Below are 18,146 nucleotides of genomic sequence, written 5' to 3'. Positions count from 1 at the left end.
GTCCGGCCGGGGCGGGTGCTGACGTGGCCGGGACGGTACCGGCACGGCCGACGAGGCCGCGCAGGAGTGCGGACGTCGCGTCGCAGTGCTCCTCGGCGACCGCGCGGGCGCGCTCGGCGTCGCCGCGCAGGACGGCGTCGACGAGGTCGGCGTGCTGGACGTCGGAGTGGGCGATGTTCGCCCGGAGCACCGGGATCGCCGAGAGCAGCTCGGACAGCCGGGACTGGGTCGCCGTCACCGCCTCGACGAGCAGCGGCGAGCCGCCGAGGGTGGCGACCGCGAGGTGCAGGCGGGCGTCCGCGACGCGCCGGCTCGCGTCGTCCGGGGCGTGGGTGACGGCGGCGAGGGCGTCGGCGAGGAACGCGCGCTGCGCCGCCGTGAGCGGCGCGGCGGCCGCGAGCGCCGCGGCACCGGGCTCGACGACGCGGCGGAAGAGCAGGACGTCGACCACCTCGGCGCCGGTCCGGGTGCGGGCGTCGGCGGGCGCGACGAGGCCCGGGTGGACGACGACCGTGCCGCCCGAGCGGCCGCGGCTCGTCGTCACGAGGCCGGCCTGGCGCAGCGCGCCGATCGCGTCGCGCAGGGTCGCGCGGCCGACCTTGAGCCGCTCGGCGAGCTCGCGCTCGGGCGGCAGCCGCTCCCCCGCGCGGAAGACACCGAGCCGGATCGCGGTCGCGAGGTGCTCGACGGTGGACTCGAAGGCGTTGCCGTCCCGGACCGGGCGCAGGACGGCGTCCGGCAGGTCGTGCGGGACGTCCGGCGCGCCGGGACGCTCGTCGGTGGCGCCCGTGGTGCCGACGGCGTCGCCCGGCCCGCCGGCGCGCGGGAGGTCGGCCGTCACGCTCACCAGACCTCCGCCCTGTCGACGACCCGCACCGGCGTCAAACCGCCGGAAACAGACCATTGCACGGCCGGGGCGATGCCCGGCTGCCGAGGCCGCATCCTGTCGTCGCCGACGAGCGGCTGTCAATGGGTCGGCGCCGGACCTTTGGTGGGTCGTGGCGTCCGGCGGGTCAGTCCCTGGCGCCGGCCGTCTGCCAGGCCTTCCGGACGACCTCGACGGTCAGCCCGCGCCGCGGCAGCCCGTTGCGCGCCCGGACGCCCGCCCACACCCAGGGCGCCGCGACGACGAGCACGAGCAGGACGACCCCGAGGACAGGCGTCGGCACGCCGAGCAGCTTGAGCGCCGACGCGAGCAGGACGAGCGCGAGCGCCCGCCGGATGAGCCCGGCCGCGGCCCGCGCCGAGAGCTGGGCACCGAGCCACACCCCCGGCACGGACCCGACGAGCAGGGACGTCGTGAGGTCGAGCTGGAAGTCCCCGAAGAGCACGTGCCCGAGCGCGGCGCTCGCGACGAGCGGCACCGCCTGCACGAGGTCGGTCCCGACGAGGGTGTTCGCGCGCAGCGTCGGGTAGAGCGCGAGCAGGGCGATGATGATGAGCGACCCGGAGCCGACCGACGTCATCCCGACGACGAGGCCGCCGACGGCGCCGACGAGCAGGGTCGGGAGCGGCCGGACGACGACGGGGCCGTCGGGCGCCGCCTCCGGCTCCTCGCCGCGGGCCCGGGCCGCCTCGGCCCGGGCGGTCGCCACCATCGACATGTACGCCTTGAGGACGAGCCCGCCCGCCGCGAGCAGCAGGGCCGCCCCGAGGGCGGTCTTGACGACCGTCTGGACGCCCTCGCCGTCGCCGAGGGCGCGCAGCACGAGGACGCCGAGGAAGGCGCTCGGCACCGAGCCCACCATGAGCCAGCGGACGAGGCCCCAGTTGATCGTCCCGTGGCGCATGTGGACGACGGAGCCGATCGGCTTCATGACGGCCGCGGCGACGAGGTCGCTCGACACCGCGGCCAGCGGGCTGATGTTGAAGAAGAGGACGAGGACGGGCGTCATGAGGGCGCCGCCGCCCATCCCGGTGAGGCCGACGACGAAGCCGACGACGAGGCCGGCCACGACGATGCTCAGGTCGAGGTCCACACCAGTTCCTACGGCACGTCGGGGCCCGGACCGTAGCCCTGGGCGCCCTGCTCGTCACGGGGGCCGTCGAGGTGGCCTCCGGCGGCGAGCAGCGCCCACACCGCGTCGACGACGTCCTCGACGGCCCGCCCGGTCGTGTCGACGACGAGGTCGGCGTCGGCCGGCGCCTCGTACGGCGAGGAGATGCCCGTGAAGTCGGCGACCTCGCCGCGCCGGGCCTTCGCGTAGAGCCCCTTGCGGTCGCGGCGCTCGCACTCCTCGAGCGGGGTCGCGACGTGCACGAGGACGAAGTCGGCCCCGGCGTCCTCGACGAGCGCCCGGACCTCCTTGCGGACGGCGTCGAAGGGTGCGATCGGTGCCGCGACCGCGAGGCCGCCGTGCCGGGAGACCTCGGCCGCGACGTACCCGATCCGGCGGATGTTCAGGTCGCGGTCGGCCCGGCCGAAGCCGAGCCCGTGCGAGAGCAGGCGGCGCACCTCGTCGCCGTCGAGCATGGTGACCTCGCGGCGGCCGTCGTCGAGGAGCCGCTCCGCGAGCGCCTTGGCCACCGTCGACTTGCCCGAGCCGGACAGACCGGTGAAGAACACCGTGACGCCGCGGTACCCGTGGGCCCGCGAGCGCAGCGCCCGCTCGGCGGCGAAGGCCGGGTGCTCGGCGATGCCGTCCGCGGGCCGGGCCGCGACGTCGGCGACCGCTCCGGCGCCGTAGGCCCGGGCGACCCGCCGGGCGAGGGCGGCCTGCGGGAGGCCGTCCGCCTCCCGCGGCAGCGCGAGCACGAGGACCTCGGCACGACCGCCGGCCGCCCGGGTCAGCTCGGCGAGCCGGGTCGTCGCCCGCAGCAGCGCGGGCGGGGCGAGCGCTGCGGCCGGCCCGGCCCCGACGACGGCGCACCACAGGAGCGTGCGGCCGGCGTCGACGGCGCCGCGGACGACCCGGTCGACGACCTCGGCCGTCAGCGGGGCGGCCACGAGGACCGCTGCGACGTCGTCCGCGCCTTGGGCGTCGAGCGCGGCCCGGACCTGCTCGGGGGTGCGCCGGCGGCTGCGCAGCGGGCCGTGGGCGAAGGGCTGCAGCGGGCCGACGGTGCCGTCCCGGACCACACGTGCGACCGGGGTGCCCTCGGCGTCCTCGAGCTCGACGGTCCAGCCCTCGCGCAGGACGGCGCGGACGTCGTCCGGCGCCGCGTCCTCGAGCGCGAGGAGCGCCTCGGGCGGCAGGGCGGGCAGCGCACCGGTGACGACGAGCTCGGCGAGCTCGAGGACGGCGCGCGGCGGGTGCCACCGGACCGTCCCGCCCCCGTCGGGCCGGTCGGGCCTCTCGGACCGGTCGGGCGCGACGGTCGTCGCGGCGGCGTACGTCGCCGGGGCCGGGTCGGCCACGTCGCACCCCCATCGGTTCGGCGGCGGGCGGTTCCCGCGGTGCCGGGACCAAAAGGGTGACACGGGGCCCGGCCGTGGCCGGACCCCGTGTCGGACGTCCCGGCGTGTCGCCACGCCGTGGTCGTCAGGGTCAGTCGCCGCCCCGCAGGATCGAGATGAGCCGCAGGATCTCCAGGTACAGCCAGACCAGCGTCGTCACGAGACCGAACGCGGCGACCCAGGCGAACTTCTCGGGGAGCCCGTTGCGGACGCCCTGCTCGATGAAGTCGAAGTCGAGCACGAGGAAGAACGACGCCAGGCCCACGCCGAACGCGCTGACCGCGAAGGCGATGACCGGGTTGCCGGAGTAGACGCTGTTGCCGGTGAACAGGGCGATGGCGAGGTTGATGAGGCCGAACGCGAGGTAGCCGGCGCCGGCGATCATGAGGATCTTCGTGAACTTCGGCGAGTTCCGGACGACGCCCGTCTTGTAGAGCACGAGCATCGCCGTGAACGCGGCGAGGGTGCCGAAGACGGCCTGCGGGACGATGCCGTTGTAGGCAGCCGCGTAGAACGCGCTGATGCCGCCGACGAAGACGCCCTCGAGCGCCGCGTAGACGAACATGAGCGGGACCTTGACGGTCTTGCCCATCGACGTGACGAACGCCAGGACCATGGCGACGAGGCCCGCGGCGAGCACCACGAAGAAGCTGGGCTTCCAGATGAAGTACGTCGGGGCGGCGGTCGCGAGCAGGACCGCGAAGAGCGCCCCTGTGCGCACGACGACGTCATCGATCGTCATGCGGCCGGTGTCGACCGCGCTCGCGGCAGGAGCGGCGTACATGTTCTCGAGGTCGTTGGCGCTCGGGGTGCTGAACGACGCGTACCCCCCGCGCTGGAACTCCTCGCTGCGGTTGAAGATGGGGTTACGGCTCTCCATCGGTCCCTCCGGGATCGATCACGCTGTGGCTCTACGGGTACCGCGGTGCGCGGCCCTACCACCGTAATGCGCAGGACCGCCGCGTAGTTCCCGCGGACGGGCGAAATCCTGATCGTCTTTTTCGTCGTGTCGCGCGAATCGGTTGACGCACGCATCAGCCGAGACTAATCATTAGTCATGACTGATGCGTTTCCGGCCGACCGCAACGGGACCGGTCCCCCGCCGGACCCTGCCGGGCCCGTCCTCGACGCCCTCGGCGACCCGACCCGGCGCCGCCTGCTCGGCCTGCTGCGCGACGGCGAGCGCACCGTCGCGGACCTCACCGCCGCCCTGCCCGTCACCCAGTCGGCCGTCTCCCAGCACCTGCGGGTGCTGCGAGACGCCGGTCTCGTCAGCGACCGTCCCGACGGCCGGCGCCGCTACTACCGCGTCGACCGGGACGGCCTGTCCGCCGTCCGGGCCTACGTGGACGCGTTCTGGGACGACGTCCTCGAGGCGTTCGCGGCCTACGCCGAGTCCCCTGCCAGCCACGACCCGGAGGACCCCCGATGACCCTGTCGCCCGTGCTGCGCGCCGTCCACGTCCGGCGCAGCCCGCAGGACTGCTTCGACCTGTTCACGACCCGCGTCGGCGCCTGGTGGCCGCTCGGCACCCACGGCCTCTTCCACGAGGGCAGCGCCGGCGTCGCCTTCGTCGACGGTGCGCTCGTCGAGCGCTCGCTCGACGGCCGCACGGCCGTCTGGGGCCGGGTGACCGCCTGGGAGCCCGGACGCCGGCTCGCCCTCACCTGGCACCCGGGCGGCGACGGCTCGACCCCGACGAGCGTCGTCGTCGACTTCCTCCCCGTCGCGGACGGCACCCGGGTCGAGGTCACCCACTCCGGGTGGGAGGTGCTCGGGGACGGCGCGGCCGCCGGGCGGCGCGGCTACGCGGGCCCGAACGCCTGGGGCTGGGTCCTGGAGCACTTCGCGGACACGGCCGAGCGCCGGGTCGACGCGGCGGCCGGCCTGACGGGCAGCGACCTGCCGGACACCGCGGCGCTGGCCGCCGCGTCGCAGGCCTTCCTCGAGCAGGCCCGGGCGGGCGGCTTCGCCGGGCCGTCGGACGGCGGCTGGACGGCGGCCCAGGTGGTCGCGCACGTCGCGCTCACGTCGGCCGCCCTCGCGGCCGTGGGCCGCGAGCTCCTCGAGGGCCGCGAGGTGGTCTTCGACAACGCGCTCGTCGAGAGCCGGGACTGCCTCGACGCCCTGGTCGACGCGCACGCCGGAGACCTCGCGGCCCTGGTCGAGGTCGCCGACCGGGCGGCCGAGGAGCACGTGCTCCTCGTCGAGCGGCTCTCCCCGGACCAGCTCGCCACGAAGGTCCCGGCCAAGGTCGTCGACGGCGGCCGCGTCGTCCTCGACGAGCCGGTGCCGTGGGGCGTCCTCGCGGTGACCGTCCAGGCCGGCCGCCACCTGCCCGCGCACACGGCCCAGCTCCGGGCGCTCCAGGGCGGCTGACGGCGGCTGACGGCGGTCCCGGCCGAACGCGGCCGGACGCGGCGACGCCCCGGCACCCCACGGGTGCCGGGGCGTCGCCGGACGGGATCAGAACCGCTCGAACTTGTCCTCGTCGAAGAGGGCGTCCGGCTTGGCGCTCGCGGTGGCGGTGGCGAAGCCGCCGCCACCCGGCTGCGTCGGGACGGGCGGGAGCGCACCGACCCGGCGCACCGGCGCCCGCGTCGCCGGGCCGCCCCCGGCCGCACCCGGGCGGTCCGCGCCGAGCCGGAAGAACTGCATGAGCTCGCGCAGGCTGTGCGCCTGGCTCATCATCTCCTCCGACGTCGCCGCGAGCTCCTCGGACGACGACGCGTTCTGCTCCGTGACGGCGCTCATCTGGGACATCGCCCGGTTGATCTGGGAGACGCCGCTGGTCTGCTCGGCCGACGCCGCCGCGATCTCCTGGACGAGGTCGGACGTGCGCCCGATGCTCGGCACGATCGCGTCGAGGAGGTTGCCGGCCCGCTCGGCGGTGTGCACCGAGTCCGTGGCGAGCTGGCCGATCTCCTGCGCGGCGACCTGCGAGCGCTCGGCGAGCTTGCCGACCTCGGTCGCGACGACCGCGAAGCCCTTGCCGTGGTCCCCGGCCCGCGCCGCCTCGATGGTCGCGTTGAGCGCGAGCATGTTCGTCTGGAACGCGATGTCGTCGATGATCGCGATCTTCGCCGCGATCTCCTTCATCGCCTCCACGGTGCGCTGCACCGCCGCACCGCCCTCGCGGGCCTCGTCGGCGGCCTTGCTCGCGATGCCGTCGGTCACCTTGGCGTTGTCGCTGTTGCCCTCGACGCTCGCGGACATCTGCTCGATGCTCGCGCTCGTCTCCTCGACGCTCGCGGCCTGCTCGGTCGTCGCCTGCGAGAGGGTCTGGGAGGCGCCGCTGATCTGGCTGGACGCGTTCATGAGCTGGTCGGTCGCCGCGACGACCTCGGAGACGGTCCGGGCCAGGGTCGCGACGGTGTTGTTCGTCGTGAGCCGCAGGTCCTCGAGCCGGCCCTGGTAGGGCGTGTCGATCGTCTGGGTGAGGTCACCGGCCTCGAGCGCCTTGAGCACCCGCGACACCTCGTCGAACGGGCCGATGACGGCGTCGAGGGTGTTGTTGATGCCGTCGACGATCCGGCGGAAGCCACCGGCGTGCGCCGAGGCGTCGGCGCGGGTGTCGAGCTTGCCGGCGAGCGCCGCGGTGACGAGGGCGTCGGTGTCGGCGATGAGCGCGCGCAGGTTCGAGCGGACCTGCTCGACCGTCTGGTTGATGAAGACCTTCTTGCCGGGGAAGGTCTCGAGCGGGGCGTCGAAGTTGCCCTCGCCGAAGGCCTTGACCACGGCCATCGCCTTCTTCTTGACCGCGATGTGGCCGCTGACCATGTCGTTGATGCCGGTGGCCACCTCCCGGAAGGCGCCTTCGAAGCCGTTCGGGTCGACCGTGACGTCGATGTCGCCGCGGTCGTGCTCGGCCGCCATGTGCCCCATCTGCCCGACGAGCCGGGTGAGGTTCGCCTTCATCCGGTCCATCGCCTGCAGCGCCCGGCCGGCCTCGTCGGAGCGGCTCGTGTCGACCTCGAAGTCGAGGTCGCCGACGGCGAGCCGGTCGGAGGCGGAGGCGAGCTCGGCGAGCGGCCGCTTGACCGAACGGCCGAGCAGGGTCGCGAGCACGAGGACGACGAGCAGGATGAGCCCGCCCGCGAGGCCCTCGATCCACAGCGCCGTCGTGCCGGCGGCGGCCGCGGCCTCGACGTCGGCGGCCTGCTCCTCGCCGGTCCCGTCGGCGAGGTGCTTGAGCTTCTCCGCGGCACCGTTGAAGATCTCGATCTCGGCGCCCAGGACGAGCTTGTCGGCCTTCGCCTTGTCGGCGGGCGCGCCGGTCGCGTAGAGCGCGGCGATCTGCTTGTCGAGCGCCATGAACTTCTCGAGCCCGTCGGCGGCGGCCTGGATGTCGGCGCGCATCACGGGGTCGTCCGCCTCGGTGACCTTGGCCGCCTCCTGGAGCGCGGCGAGGTTCTTGCGCGTGCGCTCGACCGAGGCGAGGAACGCCTTGCGCGACGGCGCGTCGTCCGCCGCCGCCTTGGGGCCCTGGAGCGCCACGTCGAGGGAGTACGCGGTCTGCCAGCCGTTGAAGTCGGCGAAGTCGTACTGCAGCGTCTGCGCCGCCGCCCGGGTGTTCCCCAGGTCGTTGAGCGAGCGCTGGTTCGCCACCTGGGTGTCCAGCTCGTAGAAGCCGATCCCGACGAGGGCGACGATCGACACGGCGACGACCCCCGCGAGGGCGTTGAGCCGCGCGGCGATCCCGGCGTTCTTCAGCATGTCCAAACCTCTCGACCACGTGTGACGCGACGCAGGCAGGGTCGCCGTCGTCCCGATCACTCATGTCGTCGCGCGGGTGGCCGGACTGAAGGGGTGACAGGTGACGTTCTCATCGCGGTCCGGAGCGTCACGCGCAGGACGCTGCGGCCGCGGCGGCGCGGCGGCGCCGCCGCGGAGTACCCCCGGCGGGACTCGAACCCGCACTCGGGCGCTTTTAAGGCGCCTGCCTCTGCCGTTGGGCTACGGGGGCGCGCCCGCCTCGGCGGGGCGTCACCAGGCTACGCGGCGGCCCGCGCGGGGTCGCGCGCGTGGATGATGGGGCGATGAGCACCCCGGCCGGCGCGGGCCGCGCCCACGACGACGCCCTGCACCTGCTGGCGCCGGGCGGCTGCCCGGTGTGCGCGGCGACGCACGACGGCGTCGAGTCCTGGGCGCGGGCGTTCGTCAACGAGGCGCGGGCCGACCTCGAGGCGATGGACGGCGTCCGGGACGCCCTCGGGTTCTGCCCGGTCCACACCCGCCGGATGCTCGCCGACCCGGCCGCGTCGTGGGTGCTGCCCGCGGTCGCCGCCGAGGTCGTCGCGGAGGGCCGGGAGCGGCTCGGCGGCGGGCTCGCCGGACGGCGGCCCGCCGGGGTCGCCGTCTGCCCGGCCTGCGTGCGGGCGGCCCGGTCGGCCGACGGCGCGGCCGGCAGGCTCGTCACGGCGATGGCCGACGCCCGGGTCCGGGAGGCGTTCGAGGCCGGCGGCGGCGTGTGCGCCCCGCACCTCGTCGACCTCGCGGGCGACGCCGCCGCAGGGCGGGACGGTGCGGCCGTCCGCGACCTCGCGGCCCGGCTCGTCGTCGACCGGCTGGACGGCGCCCCCGCGCAGGACCGTCTCCTCGCCGTGACGGGCGACGACCCCGACGCGGGCCGCCGCGCCGCGCTCTTCCCCGCCCTCGAACGGCTCGCGGCGCAGGACGACGAGGCCGCGGCGGAGGGCGGCGGCGCGGCGCTCGCCCGGCTCTGGCTGGCCCGCCCGACGTGCCCGCTGTGCACCGCGGCGGCGGTCACCGGGTGGCGCTACGTCGCGTGGCTCGTCGGCGCGGCGGCCGCCCCGGGGCGGGGCGACGCGCCCTCCCGTCAGGACGTCGTCCTCTGCGAGGTGCACCTCACGGACGCCGCGCAGGTCGGCGGGCCGCGCCTGGACGAGGTGGTCGGCGAGGCGGCGGCCGCGGCCCGGGCCCGCGTCGGGCGGGCCCTCGCAGCGCCCGGGCGCCGCGGTCGCGCGGGCCGCCGGGACGACCCGGCGTCCGGGCTCGGCTGCCGGGCCTGCGCGGCCGCGGACACCGCGCTGGACCGGGCCTGGGACCTGCTCGACGCGGTCGCCGCGGACGGCCCGCTCACCACGGCGGCCCGGGCCGGGCACGGCGTCTGCCTGCGGCACGGGCTGCGGACGGCGGCCGGTCACGGCACCGCGGGCCGGCTGTTCGGCGAGGTGCTCGACGGCCGGCTGGCGGTGCTCGCCTGGGACGTCCGGGAGGGGCTGCGGCTGGGCCGCTGGGACACCCGCTTCGCCCCGGCCGGCGCGAGCGCCACCGCCTGGCGCCGCGCGACGACGCTGCTCGACGGCCGGATCGACCTGGGGACGCCGGTCACCTGACGACGCGTCGGGCGACCGGCGTCCGGCCGACCGGGGCTCAGCGGCGCGCGGCCTCGTGGGTCGAGAGCGCACCGGTGGAGGTGTTGATCCCGGCGGCGGCCTCGAACTCGTGGAACGGCATGGAGATCGAGCCGAGCGAGACGATCTCGCGCTTGAAGAACAGCGCGAGCGTCCAGTCGGTGACGACGCGGAGCTTGCGGTTCAGGGTGGGCACCCGGCTCAGGTGGTAGGTCCGGTGCATGAACCAGGCCGGCCAGCCCTTGAGCTTGATGCCGTAGACCTGCGCGACGCCCTTGTGCAGGCCGAGGCTCGCGACGGAGCCGACGTACTTGTGCCGGTACTCCTGCACCTCGCGGCCGCGCAGGGTCGCGACGATGTTGTCCGCCAGCCGCTTCGCCTGCCGGACGGCGTGCTGGGCGCTCGGGCCGGTCTCCTTGCCGGGGTTCGCCAGGTCGGGGACGGCGGCGTTGTCGCCCGCGCCCCACGCACCCTCGACGCCGGTGACCCGGAGGGTCGCGTCGCAGCGCACCTTGCCCCGCTCGTCCGTCGGCAGACCGGCGAAGTTCGTCAGGGCCGGGTTGGCCTTGACGCCCGCGGTCCACACGATCGTGTCCGACTCGAACGTCGTGCCGTCGGAGAGGGTCACGACCCCCTTCGTGCACGACTCGAGCCGGGTCATGAGCCGGATGTCGATGTTGCGCTCGGACAGCTGCAGGAGCGTGTACTCGCCCATGTCCGGGCCCACCTCGGGCAGGATCCGGTCCGAGGCCTCGACGAGGACGAAGCGCAGGTCCTCCGGGGTGATCTTCTTGTAGTACTTCGTCGCGTCGCGGGCGAGGTCCTCGAGCTCGGCGAGCGCCTCGACGCCCGCGTACCCGCCGCCGACGAAGCAGAACGTCAGCGCGCGGCGCCGGCGGGCCAGGTCGTCGGTCGACTCGGCGACGTCGAGGCAGTTGAGGATCTGGTTGCGCAGGTAGATGGCCTCTTCGATGGTCTTGAAGCCGACGCCCTCGTCCGCCAGGCCCGGGATGGGCAGCGTGCGGGCGACCGAGCCGAGGGCCACCACGACGATGTCGTAGTCGAGGTCGTACTCGGGGCCGTCGATCGGGTCCAGCCGCGCCGTGCGGGCGGTGTGGTCCAGCGCGACGACGCGGGCGTTGATGATCTCGCACTTCTTGAGGACCCGCCGCAGCGGCACGACGACGTGGCGCGGGGACAGCGAGCCTGCGGAGGCCTCCGGCAGGAACGGCTGGTAGGTCATGTAGGAGCGGGGCTCGACGACGGTGACCGTCGCCTCCCCGGCGCGCAGCTTCGACTGCAGGCGCAGAGCGGTGTAGAGGCCGACGTAGCCCCCACCGAGGACGAGGATGCGGGGTGCCTTCGGGGTCACGGGGGTGGACATGGCTCTACGCTAAGCACTTGTGAAAATTTTCACAAGTCGAGACGGCCCCGTTCTTCAAGGGACCGACGTCCTGAGTGGCGGAGATCACCGCGCGGCGCGCCGGGAGCAGGGCGCCGTAGGCGATCGCCGCGACGGACAGCACGAAACCGGCGACCTGGACGGCGGAGAGGACCTCGCCGCGCAGGGTCACCCCGAGGACCACCCCGGTCACCGGGGCGGCGATCCCGAGCAGCGGCGGCGCGGCGACCGGCAGCCGCGGGATGCCCCGGAACCACAGGACGAACGCGATCCCGGTCGCCCCGAGCCCGAGCCACGCGACGCCGAGGAGAGCACCGGCATCCAGAGCCGGCGGCGCCCCCTCGACGAGGAGGGCGAGCGGCACGAGGAGGACGGTCGACAGGGCCAGCCGGCGGGCCGTGACGAGGACCGGGTCGGCCGTGGACGACGTCCGGCCGGCGAGCACGACCCCGGCGCAGAACGAGACGTTGGCGGCGACCGCGGCGAGGACGCCGACCGGGTCGAGCCCGCCGCCCGGGTGGACGACGACGAGCCCCACGCCGACCGCCGCGACGACCCCGACGGCGAGGTCCGTCGTCCGGGGCCGACGGCGGTCGAGGGCCCCCGAGAGCGCGAGGACGAGCAGCGGCTGCAGCCCGCCGACGGCCGCGGCGACCCCGCCGGGGAGGCGGTACACGGCCACGGTGAGCAGCGGGAAGAACAGGCCGAAGCTCGCGAGCGACGCCGGGACCTCGCGCAGCCAGGCCCGCGCTCCCCCGCCCGCGGCCGCCGGGCCGTGCCGCAGGACGACGACGGCGAGCAGCAGCAGCGCGGCGGGCAGCACCCGCAGGGCCGCCACGAGCAGCGGGCGGCCGTGCGGCAGGAGCGCCGCGACGACGACGTAGGTCGTCCCCCAGCTGACCGGGGCGAGCAGGGTGAGCGCAGCGGTGCCCGCTCCGGCGACGGGCCGTGCGGGGGTCGTGGCGGTCATGCGATTAATCTCAACGTTGAGATAACGAATGTCAAGGTAACGAGTAGGATCGGGCCGTGACCAGGAGAGTCCACGCCGCCCCTGACAGCCAGGACACCGTCGACGCCGTCGCGGCGCAGTGGCGTGCCGTCCGGCCGGACGTCGACCACTCCCCCCTCGAGGTCGTCGCCCGGGTGTCGCGGCTGTCCCGGCTCGTCGACCGCCGGCTCGGGGAGAACTTCGCCCGGCACGACCTGGAGGACTGGATGTACGACGTCCTCGCGACGCTGCGCCGCGGCGGCCCGCCGTACACGCTCACCCCCACCGAGCTCGTCCGGCAGGCGATGGTGACGACGGGCGCGATCACGAACCGGGTGGACCGGCTCGAGGCGCGCGGGCTCGTCGAGCGGGTGCCGGGCACGGACCGGCGCAGCGTCCCCGTCCGGCTCACCGCCGCCGGGCTCGCGCTCGTCGACGAGGTCGTCGCCGGGCACATGGCGGTCGAGGACGCGCTGCTCTCGGCGCTGCCGGCCGGCCGGCGGGCGGAGCTGGCCGACGCGCTGCGCACCGTGCTCGTCGCCCTCGGGGACGTGCCAGCCCGCTGACCCGGCGCCGGGACCCGTTACGCGAGAAGGGCTCTCGCCTGCACGAGGACGTCGTCGAGCATCGCCTCGGTGAGCCTGCCGGTGAAGGTGTTCTGCTGGCTCACGTGGAAGGAGCCGAGCAGGACGACGGGCGCGGCGCCGCCGGGCCGGGCGAGCAGGGCGCGGGCGCCGTGGCCGAACCTCGGCCGGGGCCGGGCGACGGCCCAGTCCCGGCGGCGGGCGGCGGCGAGCGCGGCGTCCCAGGCGAACGCCCCGAGCGCGAGCATGACCCGCAGGTGCGGTGCGAGCAGGTCGAGCTCGCGGTCGAACCATGGGGCGCACGTGTCGCGCTCGTCGGGCGCCGGGGCGTTGTCCGGCGGCGCGCAGCGGACGGCGGCGGCGATCCGGGCGCCGGTCAGGGTCAGCCCGTCGGCGGCGTGCACGCTGTGCGGCTGCGAGGCGAACCCGGCCCGGTGCAGGGCGGCGAAGATCCAGTCGCCGGAGCGGTCGCCGGTGAAGACCCGGCCGGTCCGGTTGCCGCCGTGGGCGGCGGGCGCGAGGCCGACGACGAGCAGGCCCGTGAGCGGGTCGCCCCAGCCGGGGATCGGCCGGCCCCAGTACGGCTCGGCCGCGTACGCCCGGCGCCGGGTGCGGGCGACGTCCTCGCGCCAGGCGACGAGCCGCGGGCAGGCGCGGCAGACCGACGTCCGGGCCTCGAGCACGGGCAGCGTCCGCGCGGACCGCGCGAGCCGGGTGACGTCTGCCGGGGTGCGGGCGACCGGGGTGCGGGCGGTCGCCGGGTCCCCCGGCCAGCCGCGGCCCGGCGGCACCGGGGAGGCGAAGGCCTCCCCGGTGGCCGGGTGCGGCAGCGGCGGCTGCCCCGTCTGCGGCTGCCCCGTCTGCGGCCGACCGCTCAGCGGCTCAGCCGAGCTTCGAGTGGAAGAAGTCGACCGTGCGGGTCCAGGCGGCGTCCGCCGCGGCGGCGTCGTAGACCTCGGGCCGCTCGTCGTTGAAGAACGCGTGCTTCGTGCCCGGGTAGTCGAAGACCTCGACCTCGCCGTCGGCGCCCTCGATGGAGGACTTCGCGAGTTGGATGCCGGGGGCGGACGACGTGCCGTCCTCCTCGGAGCAGTGGATCATCGCCGACTTGCCGGCGTAGCTCGGCCACGTCGGGTCCATCCGCTCCCACGGCACGGCCGGGTAGAACCCGACGGCCGCCTGGACGTTCTCGGCGACCGTCGCGCTCCACAGGGCGAGCGAGCCGCCCATGCAGAACCCGACGGCGCCGATGCCGGGGCTCGTCACGGCCTCGAGGTCGGACAAGTACGCGGCCGCACCGGCGATGTCCTTGGCGGCGCGGTCCATCGCGAGACCCATGAGCAGGCGCATCGCCTCGTCGGGCTCGTCGGTCGCGGCGCCGTGGTAGAAGTCCGGCGCCAGCGCGACGAAGCCCGCCGCGGCGAACCGGTCCGCGACCGCCTTGATGTGGCCGACGAGACCCCACCACTCCTGGACGACGATGACGCCGGGACCGCTGCCCGACTCCGGCAGCGCGACGTAGCCGTCGGCCGTGCTGCCGTTGCTTGCGAAGGTGACCATTTCTCCCATGGCGCTCACCCAACACCGCGCGCCGGTGGGCGGCAAGGCAGCACGGCGATCTTCCCGGTGTGTCGGGTCAGGACCTCGTCGTCGACGGGGCCGGCGTGGCCTTGGCGCTCGCCCCGCCGGTGGTCGGCGCCGCGGACGGCGAGCCCGAGGCCGACGGTGACGGCGACCCCGGCTGCGACCCCGACCCGCTCGGCGACGGCGCGCCGCTCGGCGTCGGGGCACCCGAGACGAGCCCGGAACCGTCTGGGATCCCGAGCACCGAGGTGACCGGCGGCACGGCGACGAGCGGCGCGGGCGGCAGGGTCGCGACCGGGGACGCCGTCGCGGTCGCGTTGCCGTCGTCCCCGTAGAGCGGCTCGGGGTAGGACGCCGTCGGCAGCGGGAAGACGTTCCACCGGTTGCGGCTGCGGTCGTCGACGAACGGCGCCACGAGATCGCCGTTCACGTCCGTGTAGCCCTGCTGGTTGAACGCGTCCGTGTACGGCTGGTGCGCGACGTTGAGCGGGCGGCCGTTCTGGTCGTAGAGCTGGACGACGCCGATCGGGTTGCCCTGGGCGTCGTAGGCGTAGATGTTGCGCACCTGCTCGCCGTTGAGGACGAGGCCCTCGAGGCCCGGGTCGTAGGTCTCGACGTACTCGTAGCGCGTGGAGTCGATCGACGACAGCACGAAGGGCAGCGCGACGACGGCGACCACGTTGAGGGACAGGACGATCCGGCGCGGCCAGCGGCCGGCCAGCTTCAGCGGACCGTCGAGCAGGCCGCGGCCGAGCGCGACGCTGACGCCGACGCACAGCAGCAGCAGGACGAGCCCGCCGAGGTTGCCCGGCAGCGGTCCGCCGCCGGACGCGAAGGCGTTGTCGAGGATCGCCCAGGCGACGTAGGCGCGAGCGACCCACCACACGGGGCGCAGCGCTGCGACCGACGCCCGGAACTCGGGCCACCACGGCTGCCGCCGCAGGGTCGCCGCGACGGGGTCGACGACCCCGCGGACCCGGCGGTCGACGGACTGCGCGGTCCGGACGAGCAGGCCCGGCCCGGTGCCGCCCGCGCGGCGTCCCCCTCCGGCGCCGCGCGGGGGCAGCCCGGCGGCGGCCCGCAGCTCGGCCGCGTAGGCGGCGGCGTCGCCGAGGTCGGCGGGCGGGTCCCCGGGCAGGGTCTCGGCGAGCCGCTCGTCGAGGTCGGCCTCGAGCCCGCCGGTCAGCTCGTCGACCTCCTCGGGCGTCAGGTCGGACAGGTGGGCACGCACGAGCGTCACGAAGCTCGCGACCTCGGGGCGGACGGTCTGGCTCATCGCACGGCCTCCTGCGCGGCACGGTCCACGGGCAGCTCGGTGGTCCCCGCAGGCGGCGGGATCCGGCCCGCGAGCAGCCGGGACATGGTGTCGGCGAACGCGTTCCACGTGACCCGCTGCTCCGAGAGCAGTGCCCGGCCGTGCGCGTTGACGCCGTAGTACTTGCGGTGCGGACCCTCGTCGGAGGGGACGACGTAGCTCGTCAGCGCGCCCGCGGCGTAGAGCCGGCGCAGCGTGCCGTAGACCGAGGCGTCCCCGACGTCGTCGAGCCCCGCGGCCCGCAACCGGCGGACGACGTCGTAGCCGTACCCGTCGGCGTCCGCGACGACGGCGAGCACCGCGACGTCGAGCACCCCTTTGAGCAGCTGGGTCGTGTCCACGTGGTCGCCTCCCTCCCCTGCTCACCGCGACCCCGCGGGCCGCTCCTGCGTGGACGACGGTACTACACATCCCGCACTACCGTGCCCGACACACCACAGGCCGGCAGCGGAACTGCCGGGCTGTGGCGTGCGGGGCTGTCAGACCAGGGAGTGGGCGATGCCGTCGAGGATGTCATGCTCGCTCGTCACGGCGAACGCGAGCGGGTGCTCGGTGCCGGCGGTGGCGTCGACGACGCGGTCGACCACGCGGCGCCAGACGAGGGCACCGGCGCCGATGACGTCGACCCGGCCGGGGTGCATGTACGGCAGGGCCGAGCGGCGCGCCTTCGGCATCCGGAGCAGGTCGTCGCACGCCTGCCGGACGACCTCGACAGGCAGCGTCGCGCCGTGGATCCGCGCCGAGTCGTAGGCGGTCAGGCCCAGCGCGCGGGCGGTCACCGTCGTCACCGAGCCTGCGAGTCCGACGAGGGTGCGGGTGCGCTCCAGCGGGACGACCTCGGCAACGCGGTCGAGGGCGGCGTCGACGTCGGCCCGGGCGGCGACGACCTGGGACGTCGTCGGCGGGTCGTCGAGGCCGTGCCGCTCGGTGAGCCGCACGCAGCCGACGTCCACCGAGCGGGCCGCCTCGACGTCGGCGCCGCCGAGGACCACCTCGGTCGAGCCGCCGCCGATGTCGACGACGAGGAACGGCCCGGCGTGGCCGGCGTCCAGGCCGCGGGTCGCCCCGACGAACGAGAGCCGGGCCTCCTCGTCCCCCGTGACGACCTCCGGCTCGACCCCGAGCAGGCGCTGGACGCCGTCCACGAAGTCGTCCTGGTTGCTCGCGTCCCGGGTCGCGGACGTCGCGACGAACCGGAGCCGCTGCGCACCGTGCTGCGCGACGAGAGCACCGTAGAACCGCACCGTCGCCAGGGTGCGCTCCATCGCGTCGGGCGAGATCCGGCCCGTGCGGTCGACGCCCTGGCCGAGCCGGACGATCTCCATCCGGCGGTCGACGTCCACGAGCGTGCCGGTCGCGGCGTCCACGTCGGCGACGAGCAGCCGGATGCTGTTGGTGCCGCAGTCGATCGCCGCGACCCTCGTCACCCGGCGTCCTCCGGCGCGGCGTCGGGCTCGGCGGACGGGTCGGCGTCCGGCTGCACGCACGGCCCCGCCGCCCACCACTGCGGCAGCGCCGCGAGCGCCTCGTCGCCGAGCGGGTTGACGCCCGGGCCGGCGGCGAGCGCGTGCCCGACGAGGACGTGCAGGCACTTGACCCGGTCGGGCATCCCGCCGGCGGAGATCCCGGCGATCTGCGGGACGTCGCCGACCCCGGCCGCCTCGCCGACGCCGGCGCGGCGGCGCAGGTAGTCCTCGTGGGCGGCCCGGTACGCGGCCGCGAGGTCGGCGTCCTCGGCGAGCCGGGCCGACATCCGCTTCATGAGCCCGTCGGCCTCGAGGGTGCCGATCGCGGACGCCGCCCGCGGGCACGTCAGGTAGAAGGTCGTCGGGAACGGCGTCCCGTCGGCGAGCCGGGGGGCGGTCGCGACGACGTCGGGCAGGCCGCAGGGGCAGTCGTGGGCGATGCCCGCGACGTCCCGGGCGGGTCGCCGGAGCTGGGCGGAGACGGCAGCGAGGTCGGCGGCGTCCGCGGGGCGGCCGGTCACCCGTCCTCCCGGCCGGCGGTCCGTGCCGACTCCCAGATCGCGCCGTACCAGGGCCGCCGCCCGCCGTCGGTCGCGGCGGCCGCCGCGGACGTGCGCGGGTCCCGGTCGGTCGAGGCGGCGCCCTCGTCGTCGAGCAACGTGTAGCGGGTCTGGCCGGGCATGACGAAGTTGAGCCGCTCGCCGGCCTGCGCCTTGACGTAGGCCGGGTCCTTCCAGCGGTCCCGCTCGGCGGTCAGCTCGGCGACGCTGCGGCGCAGGTCGGAGACCTCCTGCTGCTGGGCGGCGAGCTCCTGGCGCTGCGCGATCCAGGGCCGCAGCATCGGGACGACGGTCAGCGCGAGGACGACGAGCACGCCCGCGAGCATCGTCGTCGGCCGCACGACGGGGTGGTTGCGCGGCGGACGGCGCGGTGCGGTCGCCGTCCGGGTGACCCCTCGGGCGGCGGACGTCGCGGCGGACGGTGCGGTCCCGGCGCCGCGCGAGGACGGCGTCCGGCCGGCGCCGGGACCGCA

Annotated in this window: 18 protein-coding genes and 1 tRNA gene; 4 read left to right on the top strand and 15 right to left on the bottom strand. The window is 75.5% G+C overall.

Annotation, left to right across the window (positions count from 1 at the left end; translation table 11 throughout):
- The 4 genes from EDJALFJO_RS06415 to EDJALFJO_RS06400 all read right to left on the bottom strand — a co-directional run.
- Window positions 1-847: FadR/GntR family transcriptional regulator (locus EDJALFJO_RS06415; RefSeq protein ID WP_198950061.1), on the bottom strand; the 847-nt coding region annotated here is incomplete at its 3' end.
- A 166-nt stretch (window positions 848-1,013) separates the two neighbouring features.
- The gene (locus EDJALFJO_RS06410) at window positions 1,014-1,979 is read right to left on the bottom strand and encodes a sulfite exporter TauE/SafE family protein (protein ID WP_088283353.1); all 966 of its coding nucleotides are present in this window, start codon (window positions 1,977-1,979) and stop codon (window positions 1,014-1,016) included.
- Window positions 1,980-1,987: 8 nt separating this feature from the next.
- Window positions 1,988-3,358 carry an adenylyl-sulfate kinase gene (gene cysC / locus EDJALFJO_RS06405; protein WP_143448332.1) on the bottom strand — a complete coding sequence of 457 codons (1,371 nt, stop codon included), beginning with the start codon at window positions 3,356-3,358 and terminating at the stop codon, window positions 1,988-1,990.
- A gap of 130 nt (window positions 3,359-3,488) precedes the next feature.
- Window positions 3,489-4,277 carry a Bax inhibitor-1/YccA family protein gene (locus tag EDJALFJO_RS06400; protein ID WP_088283351.1) on the bottom strand — a complete coding sequence of 263 codons (789 nt, stop codon included), beginning with the start codon at window positions 4,275-4,277 and terminating at the stop codon, window positions 3,489-3,491.
- Window positions 4,278-4,454: 177 nt separating this feature from the next.
- On the opposite strand from EDJALFJO_RS06400, the gene EDJALFJO_RS06395 reads away from it, so the two are divergent.
- Together EDJALFJO_RS06395 and EDJALFJO_RS06390 are read left to right on the top strand one after the other, a co-directional pair.
- Window positions 4,455-4,829, top strand: a complete 375-nt coding sequence (locus tag EDJALFJO_RS06395; RefSeq protein WP_088283349.1) for a metalloregulator ArsR/SmtB family transcription factor — start codon at window positions 4,455-4,457, stop codon at window positions 4,827-4,829.
- Window positions 4,826-5,776, top strand: coding sequence for an SRPBCC domain-containing protein (locus tag EDJALFJO_RS06390; RefSeq protein ID WP_088283347.1), 951 nt, complete (start codon window positions 4,826-4,828; stop codon window positions 5,774-5,776). Before EDJALFJO_RS06395 ends, EDJALFJO_RS06390 begins: the two co-directional genes overlap by 4 nt.
- An 87-nt stretch (window positions 5,777-5,863) precedes the next feature.
- On the opposite strand, the gene EDJALFJO_RS06385 is transcribed toward EDJALFJO_RS06390, so the two are convergent.
- Together EDJALFJO_RS06385 and EDJALFJO_RS06380 are read right to left on the bottom strand one after the other, a co-directional pair.
- A complete protein-coding gene (locus EDJALFJO_RS06385; RefSeq protein WP_088283345.1) occupies window positions 5,864-8,113 on the bottom strand; it encodes a methyl-accepting chemotaxis protein in 2,250 nt (749 codons plus the stop codon).
- Window positions 8,114-8,290: 177 nt separating this feature from the next.
- Window positions 8,291-8,363: transfer RNA gene (locus EDJALFJO_RS06380), tRNA-Leu, on the bottom strand.
- Window positions 8,364-8,436: 73 nt separating this feature from the next.
- On the opposite strand from EDJALFJO_RS06380, the gene EDJALFJO_RS06375 reads away from it, so the two are divergent.
- Window positions 8,437-9,756, top strand: coding sequence for a hypothetical protein (locus EDJALFJO_RS06375; protein ID WP_088283343.1), 1,320 nt, complete (start codon window positions 8,437-8,439; stop codon window positions 9,754-9,756).
- A 37-nt stretch (window positions 9,757-9,793) separates the two neighbouring features.
- Here the strand turns inward: EDJALFJO_RS06375 and EDJALFJO_RS06370 are convergent, their stop codons facing one another.
- Window positions 9,794-11,158 (bottom strand): NAD(P)/FAD-dependent oxidoreductase, encoded by a 1,365-nt coding sequence (locus tag EDJALFJO_RS06370; protein WP_088283341.1) that lies wholly within the window; start codon window positions 11,156-11,158, stop codon window positions 9,794-9,796.
- 4 nt (window positions 11,159-11,162) lie between these two features.
- A complete protein-coding gene (locus EDJALFJO_RS06365) occupies window positions 11,163-12,146 on the bottom strand; it encodes an EamA family transporter (protein ID WP_088283339.1) in 984 nt (327 codons plus the stop codon).
- 56 nt (window positions 12,147-12,202) lie between these two features.
- Between EDJALFJO_RS06365 and EDJALFJO_RS06360 the strand changes: the two genes are divergently transcribed.
- Window positions 12,203-12,730, top strand: coding sequence for a MarR family winged helix-turn-helix transcriptional regulator (locus EDJALFJO_RS06360; protein WP_088283337.1), 528 nt, complete (start codon window positions 12,203-12,205; stop codon window positions 12,728-12,730).
- A gap of 17 nt (window positions 12,731-12,747) precedes the next feature.
- Here the strand turns inward: EDJALFJO_RS06360 and EDJALFJO_RS06355 are convergent, their stop codons facing one another.
- From EDJALFJO_RS06355 to EDJALFJO_RS06325, 7 genes are all read right to left on the bottom strand, one after another.
- Window positions 12,748-13,539: a uracil-DNA glycosylase gene (locus tag EDJALFJO_RS06355; protein WP_233149710.1), complete on the bottom strand. Its 792-nt coding sequence runs from the start codon at window positions 13,537-13,539 to the stop codon at window positions 12,748-12,750.
- A gap of 91 nt (window positions 13,540-13,630) precedes the next feature.
- Window positions 13,631-14,317, bottom strand: a complete 687-nt coding sequence (locus EDJALFJO_RS06350) for a dienelactone hydrolase family protein (RefSeq protein ID WP_088283333.1) — start codon at window positions 14,315-14,317, stop codon at window positions 13,631-13,633.
- A gap of 67 nt (window positions 14,318-14,384) precedes the next feature.
- The gene (locus EDJALFJO_RS06345) at window positions 14,385-15,608 is read right to left on the bottom strand and encodes a hypothetical protein (RefSeq protein WP_088283331.1); all 1,224 of its coding nucleotides are present in this window, start codon (window positions 15,606-15,608) and stop codon (window positions 14,385-14,387) included.
- Window positions 15,605-15,988 carry a PadR family transcriptional regulator gene (locus tag EDJALFJO_RS06340; RefSeq protein ID WP_088283329.1) on the bottom strand — a complete coding sequence of 128 codons (384 nt, stop codon included), beginning with the start codon at window positions 15,986-15,988 and terminating at the stop codon, window positions 15,605-15,607. The genes EDJALFJO_RS06345 and EDJALFJO_RS06340 overlap by 4 nt, the downstream gene beginning before the upstream one ends.
- A 138-nt stretch (window positions 15,989-16,126) precedes the next feature.
- Window positions 16,127-17,074: a Ppx/GppA phosphatase family protein gene (locus tag EDJALFJO_RS06335; protein WP_088283326.1), complete on the bottom strand. Its 948-nt coding sequence runs from the start codon at window positions 17,072-17,074 to the stop codon at window positions 16,127-16,129.
- A complete protein-coding gene (locus EDJALFJO_RS06330) occupies window positions 17,071-17,634 on the bottom strand; it encodes a DUF501 domain-containing protein (protein WP_198950059.1) in 564 nt (187 codons plus the stop codon). The genes EDJALFJO_RS06335 and EDJALFJO_RS06330 overlap by 4 nt, the downstream gene beginning before the upstream one ends.
- Window positions 17,631-18,146 (bottom strand): septum formation initiator family protein (locus EDJALFJO_RS06325; RefSeq protein WP_143448331.1); only part of this gene is annotated, 516 nt, incomplete at its 5' end. The genes EDJALFJO_RS06330 and EDJALFJO_RS06325, both read right to left, overlap by 4 nt.

This window comes from Kineosporia sp. A_224, from assembly GCF_002198655.1.
In the GTDB taxonomy this organism is placed as follows: domain Bacteria; phylum Actinomycetota; class Actinomycetes; order Actinomycetales; family Kineosporiaceae; genus R-H-3.
This window is presented reverse-complemented; position numbering and strand designations above follow the sequence as displayed.

What these genes read in the sequence shown, in the direction of transcription:
- EDJALFJO_RS06395 (WP_088283349.1), top strand. Translation starts at nt 4,455, where the DNA reads ATGACTGATGCGTTTCCGGCCGACCGCAACGGGACCGGTCCCCCGCCG.
- EDJALFJO_RS06390 (WP_088283347.1), top strand. Translation starts at nt 4,826, where the DNA reads ATGACCCTGTCGCCCGTGCTGCGCGCCGTCCACGTCCGGCGCAGCCCG.
- EDJALFJO_RS06375 (WP_088283343.1), top strand. Translation starts at nt 8,437, where the DNA reads ATGAGCACCCCGGCCGGCGCGGGCCGCGCCCACGACGACGCCCTGCAC.
- EDJALFJO_RS06345 (WP_088283331.1), bottom strand. Translation starts at nt 15,608, where the DNA reads ATGAGCCAGACCGTCCGCCCCGAGGTCGCGAGCTTCGTGACGCTCGTG.
- EDJALFJO_RS06365 (WP_088283339.1), bottom strand. Translation starts at nt 12,146, where the DNA reads ATGACCGCCACGACCCCCGCACGGCCCGTCGCCGGAGCGGGCACCGCT.
- EDJALFJO_RS06350 (WP_088283333.1), bottom strand. Translation starts at nt 14,317, where the DNA reads ATGGGAGAAATGGTCACCTTCGCAAGCAACGGCAGCACGGCCGACGGC.
- EDJALFJO_RS06385 (WP_088283345.1), bottom strand. Translation starts at nt 8,113, where the DNA reads ATGCTGAAGAACGCCGGGATCGCCGCGCGGCTCAACGCCCTCGCGGGG.
- EDJALFJO_RS06370 (WP_088283341.1), bottom strand. Translation starts at nt 11,158, where the DNA reads ATGTCCACCCCCGTGACCCCGAAGGCACCCCGCATCCTCGTCCTCGGT.
- EDJALFJO_RS06400 (WP_088283351.1), bottom strand. Translation starts at nt 4,277, where the DNA reads ATGGAGAGCCGTAACCCCATCTTCAACCGCAGCGAGGAGTTCCAGCGC.